Origin of the sequence: Desulfosporosinus acidiphilus SJ4 (genome assembly GCF_000255115.2) — a bacterium.
Classification (GTDB): domain Bacteria; phylum Bacillota; class Desulfitobacteriia; order Desulfitobacteriales; family Desulfitobacteriaceae; genus Desulfosporosinus; species Desulfosporosinus acidiphilus.
This window is the reverse complement of the sequence record NC_018068.1, coordinates 4,061,064-4,088,045: the sequence shown is the minus strand read 5'-3', so window position 1 is coordinate 4,088,045 and position 26,982 is coordinate 4,061,064. Positions and strand designations below refer to the sequence as shown.

Below are 26,982 nucleotides of genomic sequence, written 5' to 3'. Positions count from 1 at the left end.
TCTCCCATCTGAAAATAAATAATTAAGTGAGTTCACTTGAGCGCTAAGCCTTGATAGGTATGAGATAAGCATAAAAATCTTTGACGTTTCACAGTTCGATCTAAAATAGTCTCTACAGATTCGTCGATCCCTTCTTCTATTATCCTGCAAGAAGGTCTGAAGTATTGTTTTTGCTAAATATAGCTACTTCATCTTATAAGAAAAACGAAATTCGTATAGGAAAAGACATACTAACGTCAAAAGTCCGCTTACAGTTAGACTCATGACCATGGTGCTCGGGGGATGAAGGCGCAGATAAATTGGGCTAAGGGCCAAGAGAATTAAAAGGAAAAACTCAGCGATGCCTATTAAAAGCTGACTCTTTTTACTCTTATTTTTCCCTATGATGTAACCAAGCACCGCATAAAAAGATAGTGCTGCAATGAGAAATCCTTGGCTTGGTGCTTGAAAGGGAGTGAGATTTTCAAAAATACTGATACTATAACCTCTAAAAATAAGTCGAAACAAAGAGTCTATAATTGTCCCCCCCAACCAAGCCAGTGCTAAAGGAAATACATGGGTCCATTGTTTGGTCGTGAACCGAAGTAGCCCTCCTGCAATGATAAAAACTCCTACGATAAAGAGGTGCGTCCCAAGAGCATTGATCATTTGCATCACAGAGACTAGAAAATAAGGTGAAGAACCGGCTAACCAATTCACCACAAGGTTATCAGACGGACCCACCTCATAAGCCACAAAATCTTGTATTAACCCCATAAAGACTATAAATAGGATTAAGAAGATAAGACCACCGATCGTGACGATGAGGCGCCGTTTGCCAAGCGACAAATAACGTTCAGGTAATCGTTGCATCTGGGTATATAACCAATTTCCCATCCTCTCATGATTATTGTATAAAAGATAGAAAGCAAGGACTAATACAGCAGCTATAACTCCTAAAAGAAGAGCATAGCGGTGAATGATGGGGAGAAGAGTTTCCCAACGACTCCCTAGTAATCTTCCAACCGTAACCCATACTGACACCCATATAACAGCTCCAAGATAAGCAAAGAATGCAAAACTCTTGTAACTTAAACGGGTTAATCCAGCGATATAACCCGACAAATGGCGAACTCCCGGGATAAAATAACCAATGGTTAAGAGCTTGCCACCGTGTCGATGATACCAATCGAATGCTTTTTCTAAGCGCTGGCTCCCGGCGTGTTTTTTGAGGTGATGCATAACTTTTTGCTGGAACAATCTTCCCAGAAAATAGGCAATTGTAATCCCAGTAATACTTCCACTTGCCGCAGATAACACGGCTAAAATAGGATTTAGTTTTCCTTCATAGGTCAAAAAACCAATAAATACCATTAACGTTTCATCGGGAATCGGTATTCCTAAAATCGAAATTCCCAAAATGAAATAAAGACCTAGATATCCGTAGTGCGCAACATAAGACATGAGAATTGCAGAACTCATAATCGCTCCTTTATTTTAGGTTTTATTTCGGGTTTGTTTTCGGTGACTACGTTCTTTGAGATAGACCCAACAGGTTACCGTCGCAACTCCTAAACCCATAAAAACGATTCCAAGAAGAATAATAATACCCACTAGAGGAAGATTCAAAACCGAAACAAGGAGTAGAGCGAATATAAACCACTGACTTAAAGCGGGATATTCTAGTAATTGTGCTGAAAAGATATCTTTTCCGATATAGTCTAGTACGGGTAGTATTCCCAATAGGGTGGCTCCTGTTGCAATTATTAAAACTAAAATAGCAAACGGAATGCCAATGACCGTCAAAGAAAGAGTAATGATTAGCCCGAGAATAATAAGGGATGCAGCTATTCCGATACTCAACAGTCTTAAAGGTGAGACTGTTAATAGGTTTTCCCCTTGTTTTAAACGGTTTCGGAATAAAAATCCTAGTCCGGTAAGAAGAACGATACCTAAAATGCTGATTATCAATCGGGCGAACCAAAGTCCTAAAATCATAGCTAAGCCTATAAATAACTCATTCATAAACTTTGTGTTAAAGTTGAGTCGAACGATACCAGTTTTCACAATAACATTGGAAGGGTTAATAACCTGTCCTCCTAAGTCGATCACCAGATCAGTCTGAGCCGTAGGTTCGAGATAGACATCCCCATTGATGACTAAAACGATATCTTTGACGGACCCAGCTATATGGGCGTCTGTACTTAGAGCGAAAACTGATTCAACAGTATGTCCAGCCGGAACCATTAACGGGGTACTACCACCAAATTGTGACGATATTTCATCAGCCAGCACATTACCGGGAAAGAGAAGAAGCAAAGCGATGATTAAAACGATACTGAATCTATATTTAGTCTTCATTGGAACACCTCGTTGAATTCAAAGTCGCTGATTAAATTTTTTATGACGAGCGTACCCATAGTTATTCCGATCACTGAGAGAATTCCTAAAGAAAGCATGAGCCAAGGGGATACAACGGTAAGCAAGGTCATTAAAGATCGCCAGAATACGGTACCAGTGGCGTAAATTAGATAAAAAACACTGAAAAAAGTATGTGTAAGAACTATTAGAAGCGGACTTGCAAGAAGAATTAAAAGGATACTTGTAAACCATTGATTTTTAGCAGTTCTATGCTTTTCTGCTAGAATACTCATGATTATCTTATCTGTTAAATCCAGCGGAACGGGAATACTTTCAATACTCAGTTTTGTCGCTTCACGTAAAAGAGTCAGCTCATTCATTGTGTTTCGGCAATCCGTGCACTCATCTAAATGTGCTTGCATATCTTGGTATTCGCTCGTTGAAAGCTCCCTGTCCAAGTATTCTGATATCCTTTCCATACATTGCAGGCATTCCATGGTAGCCCCTCCTTCTTTACTCCTCAGACACGATTCTTTTCAGATGTATTCTTGCAGTATGGATTCGTGATTTAACGGTTCCAAGCGGAATTTTTAGGATAGTGGCAATTTCTTGGTAGTTATAGCCTTGCCAATCGACCAGAAGGATGAGTTCGCGTTCTACCGGACTTAACTTACGGAGAGCTTCCCGAAGATCAATGTCACGATCCCAGTGGTTACATGAGGGCGGCATAATCGATTCAATCTGAGAATCAGGTACAGTATCTAATTTTTTGGTTTTGATTCGATCCAGGCAAACAGACGTTATAACTTTCTTAAACCAAACCGGAAACGTATGGGCATCCTTTAAATGATGGATTGATCGGTATACCTTTAAAAAGATTTCTTGAGATGCATCCTCCGCCTCCGACTTATCATGGAGAAAAGCAAATGCGGTACGGTACACGTAAGCACTGTAGTTCATGACAAGTCGGTTAAAAGCTTCTGGATTACTAGCCAGAACCTGCTCAATCAGTAAAATGTCGAGTCCCGCCACAGCATTTTTTTCTCTCCTATCTTCAAAAATAACTTATTAGAAGTTTACCATTTTTTTTGCTAAGCTGTATTTAGAGATTCATATACAGTACGAGACCTTGCAAAGAATCCATGTTGTATAAATTTTCCACTCTCTACTGCTTTAATAGCAGAGCTCTCTTTTCTTGAAGAAAACTGATGATAGCCGGTAGAATCGAGATTAAAATAATGGCTAGAATAACAAAACTAAAATTGTTTCTAACCACGGGTAGGTTACCGAACAGATAGCCACACATGAGAATAATAGCAACCCATCCTATTCCGCCAATCAAGTTATATGAGAGAAAACGCAAATACTTCATCTTTCCTATACCGGCAACAAAAGGCGCAAATGTACGGATTACCGGGATAAACCTCGCGATGATTATGGTTTTACCCCCATGTTTATGATAGAACTGTTGAGTTCGTTCTAAATTTTCCTTCTTAAAGAGGCGAGTATTGCTTTGGCTAAACGCCTTAGGACCAACCCAATGACCAATTTGATAATTTACGGTATCTCCCAAGATTGCTGCGGAGCCAAGAATTATAAAAAGTAAGACAAGATTAAAGGAACCACTGGCAGCAAAGGCACCCGCAACAAATAGTAACGAATCTCCAGGGAGAAATGGTGTAACAACCAACCCAGTTTCAAGAAAAACTAGGGCGAAGAGTATCAAATATGTCCACAGGCCATAACTTTGAATGACCGCACCTAAATTCTTGTCTAAGTGTAAAAAGAGATCGACCAACACTTTGATGAAATCCATGATATTCCTCCTTAAAACCCTTATGATTAAACTCTCTAATTATAAAGACGACTTTCTAAGGAAAAAGTTCATGGAATAAATAACGATTTTTTATGGGCGTGAACTTTTTTGGCATTCCCTCGTCCTATCAATGTAGACAGTTTTTATCACGATAATGACAGGAGGAAAATAACCCAATGAATTCATTTGATCTTTTTGGCTACCATTTAATCAATCAGTGGGCAGGCCATCATCCAGTGTTGGATAAACTGATGGCTTTCTTTGCCCAATATGCTTTAGAGCTTTATGCAGTGTTATTTTTACTTGCATGGTTTACTTTGCCCAAGTCAGATTCAAATAAGCGTCACGCCCTAGTTGTTGCAGGTTTTTCCGGTGTATTAGCTTTGGTCATTAATGTGATTATCGGTCAGTTTTTCTTTCGACCTCGCCCCTTTGTAATACTACAAAAAGGAACCTTTACCCAACTAATTCCCCACTCCCTAGATACTTCATTTCCTAGTGATCATACTTCAGGGAGTTTCGGCTTTGCTGCTGGATCATGGAGAGAAGCATCCACATGGGTAAGATGGACTTTTACGATCTTAGCAATTATTGTTCCTATTGCACGAGTTTATACAGGAGTGCATTGGCCCACCGATGTCCTTGCGAGTGTTGTGATTGGTATTGTGAGCGCTAAGATCATGTGGCTTATGAATTACTATTTAAAACCAATAACAAACCTTGGACTAAGGATTTTCCATTATGGAAACTATGTTAAAGCGTCAGAATAACACATGCTAACACGGCATCCAGAAAGACCCCTGACTAATTCACCGAATTATCAGGGGTCTTTCTCTCATTAAGTTGAACTATTACTTATTTATTGCGGACAATTTCTTTGTACTTTAGAATAGAAAGTTTTGCTACTTCATAAATCCAGCGACCTAATTTTTTAAGGAACGGCCACCATTTAAGGCGCAATACCCAAAGTATCCAGCCTAAGATCAATACTAGAAATAGGCCAATAGCTAAGACAAGCGAAGAATATTCTTTATAGGTTGAACTAAGGAATAACTGTGCCGCAGCCCAATATCGATCGATTATTTGATTAGGCGGAGACGGCAATTCAACGATCTCTAAATAATTCTCATCATCTGTTATATGAACACGAATATAATGGTATTCGCTGCCTTCACTTAGAAGTTCAGCTCCGGCTCCTCCAGTAATAATGTACCTAACGTTTCCTCTTACAAAGCTGAAAAAGCTATGAATGTGCGACAAGAAAACAGTATCAACCTTATACTTAGTCATCAAGTCTTCAAACTTTTTGGCTTCGGCTTTGTCGTTGAATGCATGGTCTATATCACTTGTACCACTTAATTTGTTCATCAATTTTTGCAATACGCCAGTTTTTTGTGACTCTGGATAGGTATTCGGCGTAACATTGGCTCGGGGATCAGTGGGAGGAATGTGGGAAACAACGAAAATGCGTTTATCCTGCGCATTTTGAAGGTCTGCTTCAAGCCAACGATATTGTTCAGGAGAGATAGCCGTTTTTTCTGTCCACCCTCTTGAACTGTCCAAAAAGATAAAGTGATTCTTCAAATAGTCAAAGGAATAGTAAGCAGGGCCAAAAAGCTCTGTATATATTGGCAGACCGTTCTCACGGATGTCGTGATTTCCTAACGTTGTATAGAGTGGAACTTGAAGCTTGGAAACAGTTTCGTAAAAAAGCCTATACCTATTCGGTTCTCCTCCGTAGACGAGATCGCCGTTGTCTACAACAAAGGCAGGTTTAATAGCGTTTACTTGGTCGATAATGTTAGAAAACGTACCATAGCCGTTTCTATTATCCCCTAGCATGATCACTTCAGGATTCTCTTGAGCACTAAGTTCAAATTTAATGGTTTTGAGCTGGTTCGCCTGAAGGTCTACCGTAAATGAAATCGTGTGCGGGTCAATAGCCTTAAGGTTTCCGATTTGGTCACGGGTCTTTATCATAGCAGGGTTCACGTTTTCTAATCTGATGCCATATGACTTTTTTATTCCACTCTTAAATGAAACGACTGGGGTTGGCGAAAGAGATCGAAGCAGTAAACTTTCTTGGTTAGAGTTATCTGCGATTTTCCCTTTTACAAACCCTCCCTCGATGCTAACCATATTACCATTCCAGTCATAAGTGGAAACAGACGTATAGGGATCGAAGGACAACGGTAAGGGTACGAAACCCTGCTGTACCTTGAAATTCTTGTAGCTATGTAAGATAAAGGCACTTGTAACCCCTAACCCTATTACAAGCAATATTAGGACCAACCATTTCTTTCGCATTTATCCACCTTCCACGGTTTTGCATTTAGGTAATTATAACCATTTTGTTTAACAATTACCCTGAAATGGGAATTACCCCTTGAAAACATAACGTTTTTCATTCAGCAAATATAGATTAATATCTTTAAATAATATTAAAATGTTTCTCTGTAACTCAAAGACGTTGGGCAGGCGTTAAGCGTTTACTATTCACCGTGCTAGCCCAGCATAACTGCTCATTCTGCGCTAAACCTATGCTATTTTGAGTTTTCCACTCCAGAACTGAACCCCTTAGATCAATGTCTAAGGGGCTCAGTTTTGGAGTGGAAAATCAAAAATCGCATTAAGAATCGCAGAAATTTAGCAGATTTCTAGCATAGTAATTCGCACGATTTTAACACAAAAATAGCCAGATTTCATGTTTCCTGGCTATTTTTTTATCTTTTAACCTGTTTGTTTTTTATGGCTCCCCTTTCTGGAGCCAGTCAAGTAGATTGAGATGGCGGATACCTGCAAAATTTCTTCCGGGACCAATATCGTCAAGCGTCAAGAGAATCTTTGGATAATTGTCCGCAATTTTCTCCAAAGGTTCCAGTTCGCGATTCAAAGTGCTTTCATCGAGTACCGTGGCAGCTACCTGGTAGTAGGTTCTTCCATTCATGTCGCTGGCAACAAAGTCAACCTCTTTTTCGTAAAGTTTGCCGATATTGACCTTGGACCCGCGCCTGAGTAGCTCTAGGTATACCACGTTTTCAATCATGTGACCAAGGTCGGATGATGAAGTCGAAAGTAACAAGTTACGGATACCGGAGTCTACAAGATAGTATTTGCCCAGTGTTTTCAGATGCTGCTTGCCCTTGATGTCGTAACGCTCAACTTTATAGAAAATATAGCTGTCCGTCAGGGCACGCAGGTAATGTTCTACAGTGTTGACCGAAATCTTCCGTCCACTTGAGTTAATAGTATCACTGATTTTTTTAGTAGAGATAGGGCTTCCGACGCTTGCAGCGACAAATTTTATTATGTTTTCCAAAAGAGAAACATCGGTTATACCTTCTCGTTTAGCGACATCCTTTAACAAAATCGTGCTGTAGATACCGTCTAAATACGGTATAACGACCTTATCACTGCGTTCTATTATGGCAACATAAGGGAAAGAGCCGAATCGTAGATAATCGTTAAAGTTTTCCCGTATAGTTTTTCCAGCACTACTAGTGGATTCACAATACTCTTTAAAAGACAAGGGAAGCATATCAATAGTAACGTAGCGTCCAGAAAGCAGCGTCGCTAGCTCACCTGAAAGCATGTAAGCGTTTGATCCGGTAATATAGACATCCACATTTGGTTTAATGAAAAGGCTGTTTACAGCCTTCTCAAAGGATTTACAGTTTTGCACCTCATCAATAAAAACATAAGTATTTTTATCCTTGCACAGACGCTCCTTCACGTAGTCGTATAACGCTTTGTAATTCAATAGTTCTTCATGTTCGACGTCTTCAAGATTAATCGAAACAATCTGCTCTTCGGAAACGCCTGTAGATTTTAGATAGTCAATATACAAGGTAAATAGAGTGGATTTTCCGCAGCGCCGAACGCCGGTTACCACCTTGATTATTTGCTTCTCGCGTCCGGAGATAAGCTGATTTAGATACTCTTGGCGTTGAATCACGTTAAACACCTCGTTTCATAACCTGAGTATATACCAAATACTTACAATAGTCAAACTTTTTTCTACATACAGAAAAAAGTTTGACTATTGATATAGTTTTTTCTCTTTAGACAAATAATGTCCTATTTTTACAAACTTCCAGCATCTCCGAGTCCTTTGAAAGCGAAAACATGAATAGGTAGATTTTAGCAATATTTCAGCATAGAAAGAGTAGATTTTTAGCACTGTGAATCGCAAAATTTTAGCAAAAATACTTTCTAGAAATAAATAATTCCACTGCTAATTCTCTGCTGAATCGATGTTAAAAATCTGCTATTTTAAACTGCAACTCGCTAATTGCAAGGGATTTAGCCTTTTAGTTTGTGCTAATTTAATGCTGATTTTCTGCTAAAACTAGTGCTAAAACTAAATTTCCACTCCAGAACTGAACCCCTTAGATCAATGTCAGAGTCCTTTAATTTATTGTTGCCCACAGTGTTGTGTTGCGATTACGTTATTCTTTAACTCAATATCCTAGGTTTTTCCCCCAGAAACGACTGATATTTGGCTTCCATGGCCTTACTCATACGAACGTGAACATTTAACCAGAGTAAACCACTACTGGCGTAGTGTAAAGAAAACAGCACGATTAATTGTAAGAGTTTTAGCCCATATTGTAGAGATCAAGACCATTGACGCCGGGTGTGTATCTGCACAGGGGTGAGAACTTTTTTTTCAGCCATCGTACCTAGAGAACTTATTCAACATAATAAGACTCATAGTTAGAGATAATACGTAGGGTAGTATCTTAGAAACGTGACCACAAATTTCCAATTTGGGTGTCGAAAGAGAGGCATCGCTTAAAGTGTGATCCTAAACACCGAAAAAGGAGGGCAAAGGAAATTCACAAATGGTGGAAAATAATTGCGTCGCTTGTTGGCTTTGTTGTCTTAATTAGCTTACCGTTCCTCTATAATATAAGGAAATCAGGCACAGGACCTGTCATAAATCTGAATACTCCAGCTATCCAGAAATTAGCGGTTAAGCAGTGTGTCGAGCCTGCGAATTGGATGTTGGCAAATCATATGATTCTGTTGAACCAATGGAGAGATGAAGCCGTGCGCAAGGGTAAAACGGTTTATATTAATAGTCAAGGGAAGTCATTCGAAAATAGTCTTCAAACGTGCTTGAACTGTCATTATAATCCGGCCTTAAAAACGTCTGATCAATTCTGTGTTTCGTGCCATGATCATACAGCCGTAAATCCTAACTGTTGGATTTGCCATATTTTGCCGAAGGGCGCTACATAATAATTAGACTGGGCTGACGAATTAGAGGCAGCCCAGTCATTTTTTTGTCTTTCATTGTAGTGATCAGAATTTATAACGCCCAAATCTGGGTGTTAACCTTACAAACGGTGAAGTCGCGACATCGGATCAGGCCGTAGCTATTGCCAAAGCTTATACGCAAAAACTTAACCAGGATGTTGTTTTCCAATGGGTATGAAGCAGAGTTCAAGGATGCTAAGACAGGGGCCAAAGCCTATGAGGTCATGATTTAAGAATGGAGGACAAATTATCGCTGAAATGGGTCCGAATATTATGTGAAATACCAAATGCGGAGCTATGAATTGGGGCAACACTGGAGCTGCCACGGTCAGTGAGGATCAGGCCACAAAGAGCGCTCAAGAGTTCGTTACAGAAATGGGTCAAGGATATTGGATTGGACAACCGGAACTAGCCCTTGGGTACTATGAATATATGGTTCAAAAAGATGGCAAAGATTATGCAGAACTTGACGTTAATGGATATACAGGCCAAGTGTGGTTTGAAAACTGGCACGGTCCGATACTAAATACAGTTGAAGTGAAGTAAAAGAAAGACTGCCAGCAGAAACAAGACAAGGGCAGAGGCTCCTTAGAGAGTCACTGCCCCTTTTATTTTTTGCTGTTCTTAAGTATCGAACATTTCATTTGTTATTATTACCTATAAAGAACGGTTGTCATCATCCCTCCTCCCGATTTGGACATGTTGTTGGTCATATGGTGCGGTATGTGGCAGTGTAAAGGCCATTGACCGGGGTTGTTGGCTAAGAACTCAATATCCCAAGTATCCCCTGAAGCGACTAGTATATTGTTTTTCAATAGTCGTTGACCGGGAGAAATTGTGTTTCCATCAGAAGCGGTGACATAGAATTGATGGCCGTGGAGATGGATGGGGTGGGCGGTTTCCATGGCATTACTCAAACGAATGCGAACATTCTCACCTGTACAGACTTCTAGTGGCTTGGTGTTTGGAAAACATCGCCCATTAATTGTGAAAAAATTGTAGTCCATATTGTGGGGATCGAGATCATAGACGCCGGGTGTGTATCCACGCATGGGCTGTTTGTCGACATGGAACTCTTGAAACATTAGGAAGTAATCACGATGAATCCTGCCTAGTTCGTTTGGTTCTAAAATAATCAGCCCGCCTTGAAGACCCATCATTTCTTGACGCATCGCATCCATATGAGCGTGATACATGTGAGTACCGGGAGGGTTAGTAACCTGGAATTGATAATCGAAATAGTTTCCGGGTCCAATCTCAGGGCTACTTGTCATACCAGGGGCGCCATCCATGACGTTTGGAACATCTAAACCATGCCAATGCACGCTAGTGGATTCGGGAAGCCTGTTGTAGACACGAATATTGACATAGTCTCCTGTATGAACATGGATGGTTGGTCCAGGAGTACTACCATTATATCCCCAAGCGTTGATGTAGAGCCCTGGAAGAATCTCCCGTTGTACGGGTTGGGCGATTAGTTCAAAGTATTTTACTCCGTTTTTCATGATAAAGGGTATGCTTGGTAGATCTGGCGAGATCACCATTTCGCTTCACATCCTTTGCATTTTGGAAAGTATATGCTTGCAGATGAGAATAGGTTAACGTGAAGTGATCACCAATTTGGTCCTCATTCATGGAATTTTATACTTGTGGAGTATATCTAAGGTGAATGCTAGAGATTTGAGATTGTTCCTTGCAAGTGACAGAAAGAAAGGAGGATTTTATTCAGATGTCAATTGCAGGGTTTTGTATTCTTAAATTATCCTCTCCTGAAATTATAAGACATTGTAATTGAAGTGCTGAATCTGAGCTCTGGATGCTCAGAACGGGGACTTCATATGGGGTGAATCATGTTTAGAACATGTAGGGCTTACACCTTTTGCCCGAATCCGTTGTTTTCCAAAGTGAATACTACAATGTCCCCTTAGTAGTTTGCACCTTTGAAGCGAGCCGACTAATTTTTTAATTGGGTCCTTTATTCATGAGAAATTCACAACTTTTTCATGAGAAGATCGTATCGCAGAGATAGACTAAGGACATAGAAAATCAGCAAAATCAAAAGAAGCAAAGCAAAAAAATAAAAAATTAAATTAGGGGGATTAAACAATGAAAAAAATTAGTAAAAAAATTACAGCAATCGTCGGAACCGCAACGTTAGCCGTAGGGCTTATGGCTTTACCAGCTCTAGCTGGAACGACTCAGCAACAAGGCAGTGGATGGGTTGGTCAAATGCAAGGATTCATGCAGCAAACCTTTACGCCAGGACAACATCAAGCTTTAATGAATTCAACGGCCATGCAAAATCTCCATAATTCAGCGGGGATGCAAAAGGCAATGCAAACGGGAGATGTTAAGGCGATGCAAGATCTTATGAATTCAGATCCGAATGTTAAGGCTCAAATTGGGCAAGAAAATATTGATAAGATGAATCAATTCATGAGCAATTCCGGAGGGAACATGATGACCAACGGAAGTGGGAATTCTAATTTTGGAAGCTCGACGATGAACGGAAGTGGGTCAGTAAATATAGGTAGCAACATGATGAATTTCTAACATTGGAAATAGGTGAATCTTAGATGGGATTTGTCATTGCCTTAGTTAAGTCAAAGTCCTAAAGATCATATTCAAGTATAAAAGGGAGGGATTATATGTTTGGTTGTTGTGGACATTCGAATAAAAGCCACTCTGAGGGAAAGACCTTAAATCCTCAAGATGGGATTGTATTAAAGATTGAGGGAATGACTTGTGGCCACTGCAAGAGTTCTGTTGAGAAGGCGTTATTGAAAGTTCCTGGAGTTACTCAAGCAGAAGTGGATTTAGCTCACAAACAAGCGGTGGTGATTGGAAACGCAGACAGCTCATTGCTGGCAAAGTCCGTTCATGAGGCTGGTTACAAGGTCATCAATAATTAGCAAGAAAGTATTTTTCAGAGAGCGTTGCTGAATTGAGGGGATCCAGACATTGTGCAACTAACTAGGGTTAATTGCAGGTTAATTGTAGTTTTGGTTGATAAATTAAGGGGGAATAAATTTAAATGATCAACTAAAGTGCTGAGGATAGTCCTCAGCACTTTTTGCAGAACGATTCTTTAGCATTCTCTTAAATTAGACATGGACATCTTCTTGGATTAAGAAATATCTTTGAATTATTTCCTTGATCAAACAATTACGATAAAGATTATTTTCTTTATTCATAAGAAATTCATAAGAAATTCATAGCTAAGTCGCATTAATCTAATATCATCTGAGATGTAATGTAAGATATTAGCTTGTGAAGAGGGGTATTTAGAGAAAAACTCTAGATATAGAAAAGAGGAGGGAATTAGGTGTCAAGATTTTATTCTAATAGGTTTGTTGCTTCGCTAGCAATTACTGCACTCACAGTAGCTTCGGGATTAACACCTTCAGTAGTTATGGCAAGCGAGGGGAATGCAAAACCTACATACAATGTACTGACAACCCAAAGCTTAGTAAATACTCTTACACGTCTTGGAGGGTTTGACAGGTATGACACAGCAGTTGAGATTGCAGATTATGGTTGGCAGTCAGCAAGCACAGCCGTGTTAGCGCCATCTGGAGACAGGAACATGGTGGACGCTCTCGCCTCGTCAAGTCTAGCTAAAGCTGTTGATGGACCAATCCTACTTACCGATCAAAACTCTGTCCCTTCTGCCACAATGACAGAATTGAAAAAACTGGGAGTAACAAAGGTTTATATGGTTAGCGGTACAGCAGTCATCTCGACGAAAGTGGAAAGTTCCCTATCCGCAGCGGGTATTCAATCCATTCGACTGGGTGGAAACGATCGCTATGAAACGGCCGTAAATATCGCCAAGGAAATCCAAAAAATCAAACCCTATCAAGAAATGGTCGTTACAAACTCTTATTCCAATGCCGATGCCATTTCAATTGCTCCAATCGCGGCAGCCAAAGGTATCCCGATTCTATTGGTTGACAAAGATTCTGTTCCGACAGTTGTGTCTGATTTCATTAAGTCATCAGGAATAACCAAGACTTATGTCATAGGTGGTACGGCAGTTGTATCTGACTCAGTAAAGGATGCCCTTCCTAATGCCATGAGGCTCGGTGGGAATGATCGATTTGAGACAAACACAGAAGTGTTGAAACAATTCGAAAACCTTATAGTCGGCGGTACCATGTTCTTCGCTAATGGGAGTGATACAAGCCTCATAGACTCGCTGACAGGTGCTCCTATGGCGGCTAAATTGGGCGGTGCGATTGTGCTGGCAAATAAAGAAGCCGTTCCAGACGGTACTAAAGGGTTTATCCAGACAGACATAGTTCTAAAGAATCCTGGAATTCTTGGAGGAACATCTGTAATGTCGGACTCGCCTGTTCAAAGTTTAGGATATGCTCAGCCCGATCAGTCGGTCATTCTCAACGGGGCCGTTGAATTGACTACTCCCGATGCAACCTATAAAGATGAAGCAGTAAACGGAAACATTCTTGTCGATGCAGATAACGAAACATTGCAAAATGTCCATGTCAAGGGGACGGTTTTTGTCGATCCGGGCAAGGGCGGCACGGCGACTCTAGAGGGTGTGCAAGCAGATAGAATTGTCATCTTATCGGGCGCAGACCACAGTATTTACTTAAAGGGAACTCAATCAGATAACCTAGTTGTATCAAGTTCCTCCGACGCCCATGTCGTGGCTGAAACTGGAACGACTATCGGATCGACCTTAGTTCAATCCGATGCCATCGTTGAATCAGAGAGTGGGTCGAACGTAGGTTTATTATCTGCACAGTCACGCTTAGCCGAACAAATTAACGTACAACTTCAAGGAACATTTTCAAACGATGTTGATCTTAGCGGGAGTGTAAAACTTATTGCAGCAACCGACGCAGTTATTCCTACTGTTAGAGTGGCTGGAGCAATGACTCCCGATTCAATTCAGTTAGCAGGTCAGTTCCCAAGTGTATCAATTAGTGATAACTCGTCTATCACCGTGCTCTCAGGCAAAGTTGGAAAATTAGAGACAAAGGGAACATCGAGCATTGTCGTGAAAAGTGGTGCAGAAATCACAAATTTAGTTTCTAACGGAGGGACTATTAATGTAAGTGGCGGTGGTACTGTTAACGGTAAAACTACTACGAATACTCCTACTGAATTAGGTTCTATCCCATCTACACCATTTGCAACTTCAGGGGGAAGTGGAACGTCTGTTGGCCGGGATAGAGATACTCCTCAAACAGTCCAACCCGTTATCACCGGACCTCTCAGAGCAGGGGACACCACGATTTCGGGAACTGCTGAAGCTGGGGCAACGGTAAGCATCGAGAGAAACGGAACTGAAATTGGCACAGCGACAGCTGATGGAACCACAGGTGCTTACACCGTAACCTTAAACGATGGAGTAACTTTGTCCACAAACGACACGCTTTCAATAACAGCTACAGCGCCTGGCAAGACCGAGAGTAACGTAACGAGTGTCACAGTATCTGCAGTACCAGCCCTAACCCAAACAACGCCACCGGCAATCACTGGAACCGTTAGAGCCGGAGATACTACCATTACAGGAACGGCTGAAGTTGGGGCAGTTGTGAGTGTCAAGAGAAGTGGAGTCGAAATTGGCACAGCGACAGTCGATGGAACCACAGGCGCTTACACAGTGACCTTAAACGATGGAGTAACCTTGTCCACAAACGACACGCTTTCGATAACAGCCACAGCGCCCGGCAAGACCGAGAGTAACGTAACGAGTGTCACAGTATCTGCAGTACCAGCCCTAACCCAAACAACGCCACCGGCAATCACTGGAACCGTTAGAGCCGGAGATACTACCATTACCGGAACGGCTGAAGTTTGGGCAGTTGTGAACGTCAAGAGAAGTGGAATCGAAATTGGCGCAGCGACAGCCGATGGAACCACAGGCGCTTACACAGTGACCTTAAACGATGGAGTAACCTTGTCCACAAACGACACGCTTTCGATAACAGCCACAGCGCCCAGCAAGACCGAGAGTAACACAACGAGTGTCACGGTAGCAGCAGCGTTAGTCCAGACAACAGCACCGGCAGTGACGGGAACGGTGGGCGCAGGAGAAACTATGATCTCGGGAACTGCTGAAACCGGGGCAACCGTGAGCGTCAAGAGAAGCGGTATCGAAATTGGCGCAGCGATAGCTGATGGAACTACGGGCGACTACATGTTGAAGTTAAACAATGGGGTAACTCTGGTCGAAAACGACGTACTTTCTATCACTGCCACAGCACCAGGTAAAGTCGAGAGCAGTGCAACGAGTGTCACTGTAGCCGCTGCTCTTTACCCAACAACAACACCGACAGTAACGGGAATGGTCAGGGCTGGAGACATTATGATTTCCGGAACGACTGATCCAGAAGCAAAGGTATGCATCATGCGAGGTGAAACGGTAATCGGTACGGCTACAGCCGCTGGAACAGGCGTCTATACAGTGACCTTAGACGGCGGAGTAAACCTAGCGGAAGATGACGTGCTTTCGATAATTGCCAAAGCACCAGACAAGGCTATGAGTGAGGTTGTGAGTGTCACAGTAGCCGAATCCCTGATCCAAACACAAACAACGCCACCAGCAATCACCGGAACGGTCAGAGTAACAGATACCACCATTGCAGGAACTGCTGAAGCTGGGTCAACGGTGAGCGTCAAGAGAGGTGGGATCGAAATTGGCACAGCGACAGCTGATGGAACCACAGGTGCTTACACATTATCCTTAAACAATGGAGTAACCTTGTCTGCAAACGACGAACTTTCGATAACAGCTACAGCACCCGGTAAGACCGATAGTAACGCGCTGATTATAACTGTAGAGTCATAAGGAAGATATTGAATTGGGTCAGCTTTCAAAGGCTGGCCCTTTTGTGTAACGGGCAGTTCTAAAGGCCTTCTTCATGAGAAATTCATAACTTTTTCATGAGTTAATCGTATCTGATTTATAAACTAAACATAGAGATTTACCCCACATTGATAATGATAGTTTCTTATGGTCTTAAGGGAAGACCTTAAACCGCCCTTCCAAATCAAAATTAATTACAGGGGCGCGGTAGATGAAAAAGAGTAAGCAATGCAAAAAAGATAACTTGGATTTAGTTTGTACAGAGACATAATTGTCTTGCAGGGTTCAGGATGTGTAATAGTGAGTTCGGTAAAAGAAGAAAAGCTAAGGAAAAAAATGATAGTTAATTTAAGATGTAAAGGGGATAGACGATTGAAGGTAAAAGTACTTGTTATTGCTCTAATTATTATTTTAGGGGCTGGTGTTTGGTGGGGCCTCAAATCGGCTGTGGCCACACAAAATCAAGGAAAGCAAGGTGCCAATGCGACCGGTACCAATACACCAGATTCCCCCAATTCTTCGACTGGAAGCTCGTGGAGTGCGCCTCGGCTTGATAATCAAGGTGGGGTTGAGGTCGCTGTAACTTGGGAAAAAGAAGGTTCCGATTCCTCAATGCTTAAATTTGCAGTAACGATGAACAATCATATGATTGATTTAAGCGATTTTGATTATTCAAGGAACACCGAACTAAAAATTAGTGGTACCACTGTTCCAGCTGTTGTTAAAGTCTTAAACAACGGTGGGGGAGGGCACCATGTTACGGCTGAATTGGGAGTACAAAGTACAGATTTAAGCAAATTGAAATCTGGCAGTCAGTTTGAACTTGGCATTAAGAATTTAGCCAATGTTCCAATGCGTAACTTCACCTGGGCTTACTAAAACCGAGAGAGGGGTGAAATATTGACCATATCGCTATTGGCAATTGCTTTTGCTGCGGGAATTCTTTCTTTTCTCTCACCTTGCATCATTCCTATGTTAGGAGTCTATTTTTCTTTAATTACAGGACTGAGTTCCGATCAACTTAAAGAGACGGCTATGGACGCTCTCATGCACCGTCGAGTAGTAAAGAATACTCTAGCTTTTATCGGCGGTTTTGCTCTGGTGTTTACCGCCGCCGGAGCCGCAGCGGGAGAGCTAGGTGCAATTCTCAGCAAGTGGCAGTTTGTGCTTAATATTTTAGGTGGTACGGTTGTCCTTATATTAGCGCTTAAGCTTTTAGGTGTTTTTAAGTTGTCGTTCCTCGCCAAATTACATTGGGAACCAGCTTTTTACGAAAAGCTGAGGAATAAGGCCAAACACAACGCTTGGTCATCCTTTATCGTCGGTTTATTGTTTGCCGTTGCTTGTTCCCATTGCATTGGGCCGACACTTTACTCTATTCTGGCGTTAGCAGGAACCACCCAAAATCCTTTCAGCGGAATGCTTGTTATGTTTGTTTTTTCCTTAGGGCTGGCTATTCCATATATGATCGCAGGGTTATCATTTAACTGGATTATGAAGAGTCTGCAGAAGATTCGTCATTGGCAATTTGCAGTCGAACGTCTAGCAGGCCTCCTAATGCTCTATATTTCTTACGTAATTTATGCGGACAAGTTGACTCAATTGACGGGTTATTTAGCCAAAGTCTTGCCTCGACTGCCTCTAGGCATGTGAAGTTTTTATCGTTTAGCGGGTTTGGTAAAAAAAATAAATTGCGTTGGGAGGAACCTTAAATGTTACAATTTATTAGTCAATATTGGTGGATAGTCTTGTTAGTTGCGATAATGTTCTTTATGCATCGGCCAGGAGGAGCTGGTTGTTGTGGCGGTGGAAAGAAACACGGGCACCGGCACGATAGTCTTGAGAAAGATCCACAGAATAAAAACATTGGGCATACGGGTTGTTGCGGCGGCCATAAAAGCAAATAGGCTTAAAAGTATGTTATAAAAAAGAGATTTTTTCTTATGGATAATGTATAGGGTAGGGGACTATCATACCTTGCTCAGGCTTTTGCTTTATCTTCACATCGGGGCTCCAGTATAGAGCATTAAAGAAATGCAAACTTCACAGTATGAGGGAGATAAACAAGTGATTGCCAAAACGGAGGTCTTAATTTCTATCTTGTTGTTTTTTGCCATTGCCATCTTAGTCGGTATCCTAATTGTTGGCCTAAAAAGGAATAAGCAGTTCGCAAGAGCGGTTCACAATAGATCTGAATCCAGGAAAAGAGGAAAAACATGTAAAAATCTTTCTCATGTGCAGGCCATAAATCAGGAAAAACGACGACTTCGTCAGATGCTGCTAGAGGGCGAGATCCGAGTGGATACATATAGACGGCTTTTGGCTGAAATTAAATAGATTACGTAAAGTGTGTTTTAGTGAGAAACAAGAATGTTAAAAAACTGCCAGGTTATTTTTATAGGGGCAGTTGTAGTTCTGCGTGATATTTTCGGTGTTTAGCACTACAAGTGCGGTTTAAGCTGAATACAGGGACTTCAGGTAAGGACTCTCACCAACATGACATTACAAGAAACCAACTTTTCAAGAAGTGGGCGTGCAATTAGTATTATGTATATTGATTCTGAGAGTATTCAGTAAGGGACAAATGCTTACAAGAACCTCAATTAAGAAGAAGGACCCTGATTCTCAATTCAGGGTCCTTCTTTACCGCGTAGGGCGATTACAACCATTAGCCAAGAGCAAGGGTGTCCACCGGAGATAGAATCTTAACCATTATAAGGGGAGACTATGCTGCCCATTGAGGAATGGAAATTACCGGATTCTAGCAATCAGATTTACCTCGCCGCTTGGGATTGGGATGCCATCTTGCGGCATTCATCGGCACACTTACGGCACATATCTGCACATTTCTGACAATGGGTGTCTTTCATTTTGGCGCATTCGGTAGCACAAGCATCACAGATTGTGGCACAAGTTGCACACAATTGAGCGGAAAAATCACTGTTTCTGGACATGTATTGGGATGACATGGAACAGATATCAGCACAATCCCTAAGTGTTCGGATACACCGGATGCGGGCTTCCACATCAGGTTCGTTAAAACAGGCAGTGTAACATTCCTCACATGCTTGCATACAGGCGTTACATGCATCAATACAAGCTTGAATTGATGCAGTGGCATTAGTCACAATAGGCATTTAATGATCCTCCATTTCTAACTATAATTTTAATCTTATTTATCTTCTTCAATCATAGGGAAAATATACAGAATCAGTAGTTACTTACGGCACATATCTGTACATTTTTGGCAATGGTGTCTTTCATTTTAGCATATTCGGTAGCACAGGCATCGTAGATTTTGCACCACGAATTGTAAAAATTTTAAGTGAAGGGAACATTGGCAATTCAGGGAGCTTTGGTGGGGGCTTTTATTGAAATCAGGTGCCTGCAGATAATAAGTTAAGGCAAATTATTAGAGTGAAAAGTCTCTTCATAGGAAATTCATAAATTTTTCATAGGTCCTTCATAAGAGAGTTCTAAACTATAAATAGATTCGAAATACAAGAACTTAAATTTCTTAGAAGGAGGATTTATCATGGGAATATTTGTTCGCTTAAAACAGCTATTCGAGGCAAAAGTAGATAAGAGCCTTGATCGGGCTGAAGACCCTGGGGAGATGCTTGATTTCAGTTTGCGAAAAATGGAGGATGCTCTTCAAAGAATAGTTCAAAATACCGTTCAGTTAACGACTTCTAAGAAAAGAGTTGAGATGCAAAGAGATGAACAAATTCAAATGGCTACAAATTATCAGAAACATGCGGAAAAAGCACTAGCATTGGGACAAGAGGATTTAGCCAGAGAAGCTCTTAACCGCAAGGCTGAAGCAGAAGAGCGGATTCAGGAATTAGAGAACCAGCTTTCTGAGATGGATCATCAGCTTACGGCCACTATTAATAACCAAGAAGAATTGAAACATAAAATATCAAACTTTCGTAGTAAAAAGGAAGAACTAAAAGCAGTTTATAACGCGTCTCAAGTGCAGCTTAAGGTCAAAGAAATGATGACATCTGTCGGTTCTGAAGCGGATGAAGTAGGAAAAACCATCGAGCGAGCAGAAAGTAAAATATATGATATGCAGGCTAGAGTGAAGGCTATCGATGAGTTAACTGAGCAAGGGGTAATTTCCGAGGCCTTTGACTCGAAAACCGATGATATGGAACGTAGATTCAGAAAGTTAAGCAAAGATTCCAAAGTTGAAGAAGAATTAACTCTATTGAGAAAGAAATTGGCTTCAAACAATTAAGTAAAAGGGAGGAATATTATGTGTGGCGGTGGTCGTAATTGGATGTACGGGTTTGGTGGCGGATGTGGTGGAGGTACTTTTGGCATACCACACCAACGTTCATATAATACTGAAGGATATAGTGACAGAGAGCTAATTCGACGTGAAGTAAATATACTTTATGCTCAGGGAACGATTGGCAGAGACCAGTATTATACTGTATTGGATCAAATGGAGCGAGGGCTATTTACTTTAGATGATTTGGCACATTTGAGGGAAACAACTAGGCAACGAGAATCCATCAAAGAAACACCAAAAATAGAACACTCAACGACAGTGGATTTATCAGAAATTAAAAATCTAGAATCAAAAAAGGCGGAACTATCAACAGCTAAACAACAAATTAACACATTAATTACAGAAATTAAACAAAGCTATGACCAACTAGCGAATCAGATGAAGCTTGAGGAGAGATTCGCTGAAGAATCTATTGCTCTTGATGAACAAAAAGCAAGAGATCACCTGATGCATCGCCAAGAACTAATGGAACAATCAAGTCATTTAGAGATACGAATTAAGGAACTGGCATCCGATCTGAAACAGCTCGAAGCTCTTGAAATTAAAGTGGAAGCAAAGATATTGGAACGCAAGGCGCTAGCGCAGCGAGAAAAAATAAAGAATCTTGAGTCTGAACTTAGTTAATAGAAAATTTCAAGAGTATTAAGGCCTGGATGCTGAGCTAATTCTGCTCAGGGAAGTAACGTCTATGATGGTGGTAATGAAATGATGGGAGGCTAGAGTAGTAAAAGGTAATGTGTGGTAAACAGACTGCAAAAGTTCAGGTATTTAATGCTTGTCGGAAGGTTACTGATCCAAACATTATTTAGCGTTCGCCCATAAAAAGTATTTCCGTTCAAAGGCTCAAAACCATAATTGGTTTGAGCCTTTCATTATACTAGGCTGTACTCGACAAGAATGGAAGTAAATAGATGAAAGGGGGATTATTATGGATAAGGAAACGATATTGACACGTAAACGGTATAATAGAACAGCACTTTTCTATGACTGGATGGATAGTATGATTAAGTCGGATTTGCGTCGCGAGTTGTTAAGTGGTGTAAAAGGAAAGGTACTAGAAGTTGGAGTGGGAACCGGCAAGAATCTTGAATTCTATCCTTCAGAATGTGAAGTCACGGGTATTGACATAAGCCCGGGGATGTTGGATAAGGCAAAACCACGTGCTAGAGAGGCAAAGGCGTACGTTGAGCTTAAGGAGATGGATGCGCAGCAGCTAAGCTTTCGTGACAATAGTTTCGACACAGTAATAGCTACGTGTGTCTTTTGCTCTGTGCCGGATCCAATTAAAGGTTTGCGAGAAATCAGACGGGTTTGTAAACTTGGAGGTAAGATTATTCTTTTAGAACATGTCCGAAGTGATCATCAATTGTTGGGGAAACTAATGGATTTGATGGATCCTTTGATGGTGAGAATGATGGGGCCACACATTAATCGTCGGACTGTAGAAAATGTAAAAGCTGCTGGGTTGCATATCGGCGACGTTATTGATCAGAAACCAAAGATCCTTAAACTGATCCTAGCTACACCATAAAGCGTCAACACAATGATGGATCTACTGGAAGAATGGGTAGTAAATTTAGTTTATCCGGTAGAGATCAAAATTAGGTTGTATTTATAAATTAAGGGACATTGATTTCTTTATCAGTGTCCCTTAATTTATAGTTGCCCACAGCGTTGTTTAACAATATTCCAGGCATACCCATAAGCGACTAATACTTGGTTACCAATAGCTTTACTTAAACGAATGCCAAACATTCCATGGTGTAAACCACTACCGACAGAGTGTAATGAAAACAAAGTCATTAATTGTAAAAGTTATAGTCCGTTATTGTGGAGATCAAGATCACAGAAGGCAGGTGCGTATCCGTACAGAGGCTGAGAACTTATTTGTAGGCCATCGCATCTAGAAAGCTAATTCCACATAATAGGCCTCATAGTCAGAGATAATATGTAAAGTAAGGAAATATAAGCGCTGAGACATTAATTTCTATTGTGGGTTTAGAAAGAGAGGCATCGACTAATGACTAAGTGTGAACCTAAATACGAGGAGGCTAATGGATAATGCACAAATGGGGAAAAATCATTGCGTCACTTGTTGTCTTTGTTGCTATAGTCAGCTTACCGTTCCTCTATAACATAAGGAAATCAGGCAAGGGACCTGTAATAAATCTGAATACTCCAGCTATCCAGAAATTAGCGGTTAAGCAGTGTGTTGAGCCTGCAGAGTGGATGAAGGCTAATCATATGATTCTGCTGAACCAATGGAGAGATGAAGCCGTACGCAAAGGCAAAAGGGTATATATTAATAGTCAAGGCAAGTCATTCGAAAATAATCTTCAAACGTGCTTAAATTGTCATTATGATCCGGCTTTAAAAACATCTGATCAGTTCTGTGTTTCATGCCATGATCATACAGCCGTGAATCCTAACTGTTGGATTTGCCATATTTTACCGAAGGGCGCTACATAATAAAAATGACTGGGCTAACGAATGAGAGTCAGCCCAGTCATTTTTTTGTCTTTCATTGTGGTGAACAGTAGCCTGAACGAATTCAAACCTTCAAAGAAAAAGGTAAATTCATGAGAAATTCATAACTCATTCACAGCATAGTCGTATTGATTCAATATACTTTGACCATAGACAAGGTTGCATCATTAAAATCTAAAATGACATAAGAAAATAGAGGTTATCTTGGTGTTCTTGTCGAAAAGCAAACCATAAATCATAAATGGCAAGAATTACATAGCAGTAGCTGTTATTTCGGCACTGGGCGGAGTATGGTAGTGTAGACCGGAGAATTGAACTTATTAAGGAAATGGAGTGTTGCTAAGACATGGATAAAAAGATAGATACCTCAAAGTCTGTCATAAGTTACGGGATAAGAATTAAATTACTCTTAGGCTTTTTGGTTGTACTGCTACTAACGTTGCTTGTTGGGGGTGTGGGCTATTTCGGCGTTTATAAGATCAATGCGGGAGCGGAAGATCTAGGCGGGCATTGGTTAAAAGCAACAACGTCCTTGGCGCAAGTGGTTGAGGATACAGAAGACACTCGGCGTACTCTTTTGATAGGATTTACGATGCGTGCCAATGCAAAAATGTTACAGGACGAAAAAGCTCAATTCATGAACTTTAAAACCAAATGGGAAAGTGATTTTGCCCAGTATAATAAATATGTAACAAGTGGAGATGGAAAAGCACGAAGTCAAACCATGCAGAAATCCTTTAGCATGTATATGACAGATGCTGATGAAGTATGGAAACTGATAGCGGAAGGTAAGGATGATGAGGCCCGTTCCATAATAATGGATAAGAGCAAAGCAAGTTTTGACCAGGTGATCAAAGATATGAATGCTCAAATGAATTTTCAGGATCAAGGAGGGGCTCAAGCCGTTGTAGATGCGCGGACTACAGATAGTTCTGTTTTGAGGTTCCTGATTATATTTGTTTTAATGGCCTTGATTGTGGGGGCGGGTTTGGCAATTATGCTGGCACGACATATTAGCCGTCCTCTAACTGAGGTGACGAAGGTTGCTCAGTCAGTGGCTGATGGGGACTTAAACGTTAAAATGCCTGATATTAAAAATAAAGACGAAATTGGTGTTTTAGCCCAAGCGGTTAGTGCGATGGTCCATTCGTTGCGAGAGGTTATTAGAGAAGTATTAACTCAGTCTGAGAGTATTGCGGCAACTAGCCAAGAATTATCGGCTGCTTCAGAGGAAGCGACAGCTGCCAGTGGACAAATATCTGAAACTCTAGCTCAACTTGCGTCCGGGGCAACGGATCAAGCAATATCAGTCAGAGATACCAGTAGGGTCATTGAACAGCTGTCAGCTAATGCGCTGCAGGTGGCGGAAAATGCTGGGGTGGTTAACCAAAGGAGTGGAAAGGCAGCGCAGGCTGCTAACCTAGGAGCGCTTCAAGCCGAAAATGCCGTGAACAAAATCGAACAAATCCGACAAGCGTCTGTTCATACAGCCGAAGCCGTTTTCCAGTTGGGAGATCAATCCAAACAGATCGGGCAAATTGTGGATGTCATCAAAGGAATCGCAGAGCAAACCAATTTACTGGCTCTTAATGCAGCGATTGAGGCTGCACGGGCGGGCGAACAAGGGAGAGGATTTGCTGTAGTTGCTGAAGAGGTCCGTAAGTTGGCGGAGCAATCATCGATTTCCACAGTTCAGATCGCAACCCTAATTGATAATATCCAGCGTGAGACGGAACGTGCGGTAGGACTGATGGAGAATAGTAAAGGTGATGTGGTTGCGGGAGTAGAAGCTGTGAATTTGGCAGGTCATTCCTTCCGAACCATAGTAGAAGAAGTTAACACTGTCGTAGAGCAAATTCATCAGGTTTCGGAAGCATCTCACCAAATGGCCACAGGTACAACCCATGCGGTCCAATCAGTGGAAAGTATTGGTGTGATAGCTGAGCAGACTGCAGCAAGTGCAGAAGAGGTTTCCGCTGTGTCGGAGGAACAAGCCGCCACAATGGAAACGGTGAGCCAATCAGCTGAAGCCCTGGCAAAGCTTGGCGAAAGTTTATTACATCTTGTCTCAAAATTTAGGCTGTAGATTTTTCAATTAAAGCGGGCTCCTTAAGTAAAATATTGATAGTGCTAGAAAGCAAATGTTTAGATGATTTTCCATTCTTCAAAGTGTTAATTTGAATTATTTAATTAGATATCTCTACAAGGATGAATAAAGATAGTCAAAATAGTGAGAGAGGGAAGAGGTATGAACATATTCATGGACATTAACGTGTGGTACTTAAAAGGAACCATGAAACTGATTCTCTGCATACGATCATGAAGGGTTTCTCAACTCGCCCAAGGGGAGATTTATCCTCGCTTAGAAAGTTGATACGACAGAATTTAATGTTTATTTTAGTCCTTCTCCTTTTACTGATTGTTTTTGGAATCTCATTATATCTTGGTTCAAGACAAGTATATAATGAAGAAGAACAATGGAGAGGTCAAAAAACAATGGCTGAAGTGAATTCCGGGAAAACGAATATAAGCAATTATTTTTCTGATCTTCAGCGGGATTTGGACTTTACCATAGCGTTGCCTGAACTAAAAGATTATTACTCACAAAATTTTGCCCCATCAAAGAAAATGGAGGCAGAGCATGTACTAACGGGTTTCTTGGAGGGTAAACAATTTTATCAGATGACGGTGATGAATGCTTCGGAGCTTGAGATGCTACAAGTAAACAGTAAAACGGAAAATTTACTTTCCTGGACTAATGGTTTAAGTAACAGTGATGTACATAGGAATCTATTCCAAAAGTCCATGAAATTGCAGAAAGGTCAAGCATCTCTTTCTCCAGTATATTTTGCAACAGAAAAAGAAGGATCTGATTTAAGGAAAAGGGTTGTAATGACCTTAGCTATGCCGTTAATGGATGATCAAGCATTAAAAGGTGTATTGTTCATTGATCTTGATTTATCAAACGTTTTTAAGATTCTCCCTAATACTCAATTATTTATTCAAACGAATGATGGATTGGACATATTTGTGAATCAAACAGATGGGAGCTTGGATATTAAGAAAATTAGCTATCCATTAAACGACAGTTCTAATTGGTATCCGGTAAATGAAATGGAAAGGATTCATTATTCAAGGGTTAATATCTTTGACCAACAACCATTTATCCTCGCGGAATACCATCAGTTACCTTTATTGAAAGTAACCTTAGGTAAATTAGTATATATGTTCGAAGCTTTACTCCTCTTATTTTTGAGCTTAGTTATGTATAGCATCTTCATGAATTTTTCAATTTTCAAAAAGTTATTTAGTACACAAAAGGCGATTGTTTTTTCTCTCGCAACACTTGCAGAAGGACGCGATCCAGAGACTGGGATGCATTTAGAAAGGTCAAGAGATTATGCCATAATTTTAGCTCAGCAATTAAGGACACATAAGCAGTACGAAAAAATCATAACTAGCGAGTTTATAGATAATCTCTATTATGCAGCCACACTCCATGACATAGGAAAAGTTGCTATACCTGATGCTATTTTGCTGAAAAATGGTAAATTGACAGATGAAGAGTATACCGAAATGAAGAAACATGTTCTAACGGGTAAAAATATCCTTAAAGAAACGATTGATAAATATGATCTGACAGAGTCTTTCCTCGAAATGGGGATGAATATTTGTGCTTATCACCATGAAAAGTTTAATGGGAAAGGATATCCTGAAGGGTTAAAAGGTCAAGAGATCCCCATAGAAGCTAGGATATTTGCTCTCTGCGATGCGTACGATGCAATTCGTTCTAAAAGGTCTTATAAAGAAGGTCTATCTCATCAAGAGGCTAAAGATAGAATTGTAGCGGATAAAAATCAGCATTTTGATCCGGAAGTTGTTGAAGCATTTTTAGAATGTGAGGAAAAACTTGTAGTCATCACATAACAAGAGAGTGTG

At 40.8% G+C, this 26,982-nt stretch carries 25 protein-coding genes; 16 read left to right on the top strand and 9 right to left on the bottom strand.

The features are described from left to right. Positions 1 to 183: 183 nt before the first annotated feature. From DESACI_RS18750 to DESACI_RS18730, 5 genes are all read right to left on the bottom strand, one after another. Positions 184 to 1,461 carry a DedA family protein gene (locus DESACI_RS18750; RefSeq protein WP_014828789.1) on the bottom strand — a complete coding sequence of 426 codons (1,278 nt, stop codon included), beginning with the start codon at positions 1,459 to 1,461 and terminating at the stop codon, positions 184 to 186. A gap of 15 nt (positions 1,462 to 1,476) precedes the next feature. Continuing rightward, a complete protein-coding gene (locus DESACI_RS18745; protein ID WP_014828788.1) occupies positions 1,477 to 2,340 on the bottom strand; it encodes a hypothetical protein in 864 nt (287 codons plus the stop codon). Further along, a complete protein-coding gene (locus DESACI_RS18740; RefSeq protein ID WP_014828787.1) occupies positions 2,337 to 2,837 on the bottom strand; it encodes an anti-sigma factor family protein in 501 nt (166 codons plus the stop codon). The genes DESACI_RS18745 and DESACI_RS18740 overlap by 4 nt, the downstream gene beginning before the upstream one ends. A 16-nt stretch (positions 2,838 to 2,853) precedes the next feature. Then, the gene (locus DESACI_RS18735; protein WP_014828786.1) at positions 2,854 to 3,372 is read right to left on the bottom strand and encodes an RNA polymerase sigma factor; all 519 of its coding nucleotides are present in this window, start codon (positions 3,370 to 3,372) and stop codon (positions 2,854 to 2,856) included. 133 nt (positions 3,373 to 3,505) lie between these two features. Continuing rightward, positions 3,506 to 4,156, bottom strand: a complete 651-nt coding sequence (locus DESACI_RS18730; protein WP_014828785.1) for a DedA family protein — start codon at positions 4,154 to 4,156, stop codon at positions 3,506 to 3,508. A gap of 176 nt (positions 4,157 to 4,332) precedes the next feature. On the opposite strand from DESACI_RS18730, the gene DESACI_RS18725 reads away from it, so the two are divergent. After that, a complete protein-coding gene (locus tag DESACI_RS18725; RefSeq protein WP_014828784.1) occupies positions 4,333 to 4,926 on the top strand; it encodes an undecaprenyl-diphosphatase in 594 nt (197 codons plus the stop codon). 85 nt (positions 4,927 to 5,011) lie between these two features. Here DESACI_RS18725 and DESACI_RS18720 read toward each other — a convergent pair whose 3' ends face one another. Together DESACI_RS18720 and DESACI_RS18715 are read right to left on the bottom strand one after the other, a co-directional pair. After that, entirely contained in the window at positions 5,012 to 6,463 is a 1,452-nt protein-coding gene (locus DESACI_RS18720; protein ID WP_014828783.1) for a metallophosphoesterase family protein, read from the bottom strand. Positions 6,464 to 6,902: 439 nt separating this feature from the next. Further along, complete coding sequence (locus tag DESACI_RS18715) at positions 6,903 to 8,111, bottom strand: ATP-binding protein (protein ID WP_014828782.1); 1,209 nt, start codon at positions 8,109 to 8,111, stop codon at positions 6,903 to 6,905. Between the two features lie 881 nt (positions 8,112 to 8,992). On the opposite strand from DESACI_RS18715, the gene dsrJ (DESACI_RS23815) reads away from it, so the two are divergent. Then, a complete protein-coding gene (dsrJ, locus tag DESACI_RS23815; protein WP_014828781.1) occupies positions 8,993 to 9,400 on the top strand; it encodes a sulfate reduction electron transfer complex DsrMKJOP subunit DsrJ in 408 nt (135 codons plus the stop codon). A gap of 315 nt (positions 9,401 to 9,715) precedes the next feature. Continuing rightward, positions 9,716 to 9,964 carry a hypothetical protein gene (locus tag DESACI_RS25290; protein WP_242833088.1) on the top strand — a complete coding sequence of 83 codons (249 nt, stop codon included), beginning with the start codon at positions 9,716 to 9,718 and terminating at the stop codon, positions 9,962 to 9,964. A 107-nt stretch (positions 9,965 to 10,071) separates the two neighbouring features. Here DESACI_RS25290 and DESACI_RS18705 read toward each other — a convergent pair whose 3' ends face one another. Next, positions 10,072 to 10,923, bottom strand: coding sequence for a multicopper oxidase family protein (locus tag DESACI_RS18705; RefSeq protein WP_242833087.1), 852 nt, complete (start codon positions 10,921 to 10,923; stop codon positions 10,072 to 10,074). 601 nt (positions 10,924 to 11,524) lie between these two features. Here DESACI_RS18705 and DESACI_RS18700 point away from each other — a divergent pair. From DESACI_RS18700 to DESACI_RS18670, 7 genes are all read left to right on the top strand, one after another. Then, a complete protein-coding gene (locus DESACI_RS18700) occupies positions 11,525 to 11,971 on the top strand; it encodes a hypothetical protein (RefSeq protein WP_014828779.1) in 447 nt (148 codons plus the stop codon). A gap of 95 nt (positions 11,972 to 12,066) precedes the next feature. Then, a complete protein-coding gene (locus DESACI_RS18695) occupies positions 12,067 to 12,330 on the top strand; it encodes a CopZ family metallochaperone (protein ID WP_014828778.1) in 264 nt (87 codons plus the stop codon). Between the two features lie 413 nt (positions 12,331 to 12,743). Further along, on the top strand, positions 12,744 to 16,238 hold the full coding sequence (locus DESACI_RS18690; RefSeq protein WP_014828777.1) for a cell wall-binding repeat-containing protein: 3,495 nt from the start codon (positions 12,744 to 12,746) through the stop codon (positions 16,236 to 16,238). Between the two features lie 318 nt (positions 16,239 to 16,556). Next, positions 16,557 to 17,135, top strand: coding sequence for a hypothetical protein (locus DESACI_RS18685; protein ID WP_041276138.1), 579 nt, complete (start codon positions 16,557 to 16,559; stop codon positions 17,133 to 17,135). Between the two features lie 21 nt (positions 17,136 to 17,156). After that, a complete protein-coding gene (locus DESACI_RS18680; protein WP_014828775.1) occupies positions 17,157 to 17,909 on the top strand; it encodes a cytochrome c biogenesis CcdA family protein in 753 nt (250 codons plus the stop codon). 59 nt (positions 17,910 to 17,968) lie between these two features. Further along, complete coding sequence (locus DESACI_RS18675) at positions 17,969 to 18,163, top strand: hypothetical protein (protein ID WP_014828774.1); 195 nt, start codon at positions 17,969 to 17,971, stop codon at positions 18,161 to 18,163. A 160-nt stretch (positions 18,164 to 18,323) separates the two neighbouring features. Next, on the top strand, positions 18,324 to 18,593 hold the full coding sequence (locus DESACI_RS18670; protein WP_014828773.1) for a hypothetical protein: 270 nt from the start codon (positions 18,324 to 18,326) through the stop codon (positions 18,591 to 18,593). A gap of 437 nt (positions 18,594 to 19,030) precedes the next feature. On the opposite strand, the gene DESACI_RS18665 is transcribed toward DESACI_RS18670, so the two are convergent. Then, complete coding sequence (locus DESACI_RS18665; protein ID WP_014828772.1) at positions 19,031 to 19,393, bottom strand: four-helix bundle copper-binding protein; 363 nt, start codon at positions 19,391 to 19,393, stop codon at positions 19,031 to 19,033. Between the two features lie 398 nt (positions 19,394 to 19,791). On the opposite strand from DESACI_RS18665, the gene DESACI_RS18660 reads away from it, so the two are divergent. The 6 genes from DESACI_RS18660 (at position 19,792) to DESACI_RS23175 (ending at position 26,970) form a co-directional block, all read left to right on the top strand. Then, complete coding sequence (locus DESACI_RS18660) at positions 19,792 to 20,499, top strand: PspA/IM30 family protein (RefSeq protein ID WP_014828771.1); 708 nt, start codon at positions 19,792 to 19,794, stop codon at positions 20,497 to 20,499. Between the two features lie 18 nt (positions 20,500 to 20,517). Beyond that, on the top strand, positions 20,518 to 21,180 hold the full coding sequence (locus tag DESACI_RS18655) for a hypothetical protein (protein WP_014828770.1): 663 nt from the start codon (positions 20,518 to 20,520) through the stop codon (positions 21,178 to 21,180). Positions 21,181 to 21,484: 304 nt separating this feature from the next. Next, entirely contained in the window at positions 21,485 to 22,087 is a 603-nt protein-coding gene (locus DESACI_RS18650) for a class I SAM-dependent methyltransferase (RefSeq protein ID WP_014828769.1), read from the top strand. A 530-nt stretch (positions 22,088 to 22,617) separates the two neighbouring features. Then, positions 22,618 to 23,025 (top strand): sulfate reduction electron transfer complex DsrMKJOP subunit DsrJ, encoded by a 408-nt coding sequence (gene dsrJ / locus DESACI_RS18645; protein ID WP_014828768.1) that lies wholly within the window; start codon positions 22,618 to 22,620, stop codon positions 23,023 to 23,025. 364 nt (positions 23,026 to 23,389) lie between these two features. Next, positions 23,390 to 25,129 carry a methyl-accepting chemotaxis protein gene (locus tag DESACI_RS18640; protein ID WP_014828767.1) on the top strand — a complete coding sequence of 580 codons (1,740 nt, stop codon included), beginning with the start codon at positions 23,390 to 23,392 and terminating at the stop codon, positions 25,127 to 25,129. 302 nt (positions 25,130 to 25,431) lie between these two features. Further along, the gene (locus tag DESACI_RS23175) at positions 25,432 to 26,970 is read left to right on the top strand and encodes an HD domain-containing phosphohydrolase (RefSeq protein WP_242833086.1); all 1,539 of its coding nucleotides are present in this window, start codon (positions 25,432 to 25,434) and stop codon (positions 26,968 to 26,970) included. The last annotated feature ends 12 nt before the right edge of the window (positions 26,971 to 26,982 follow it).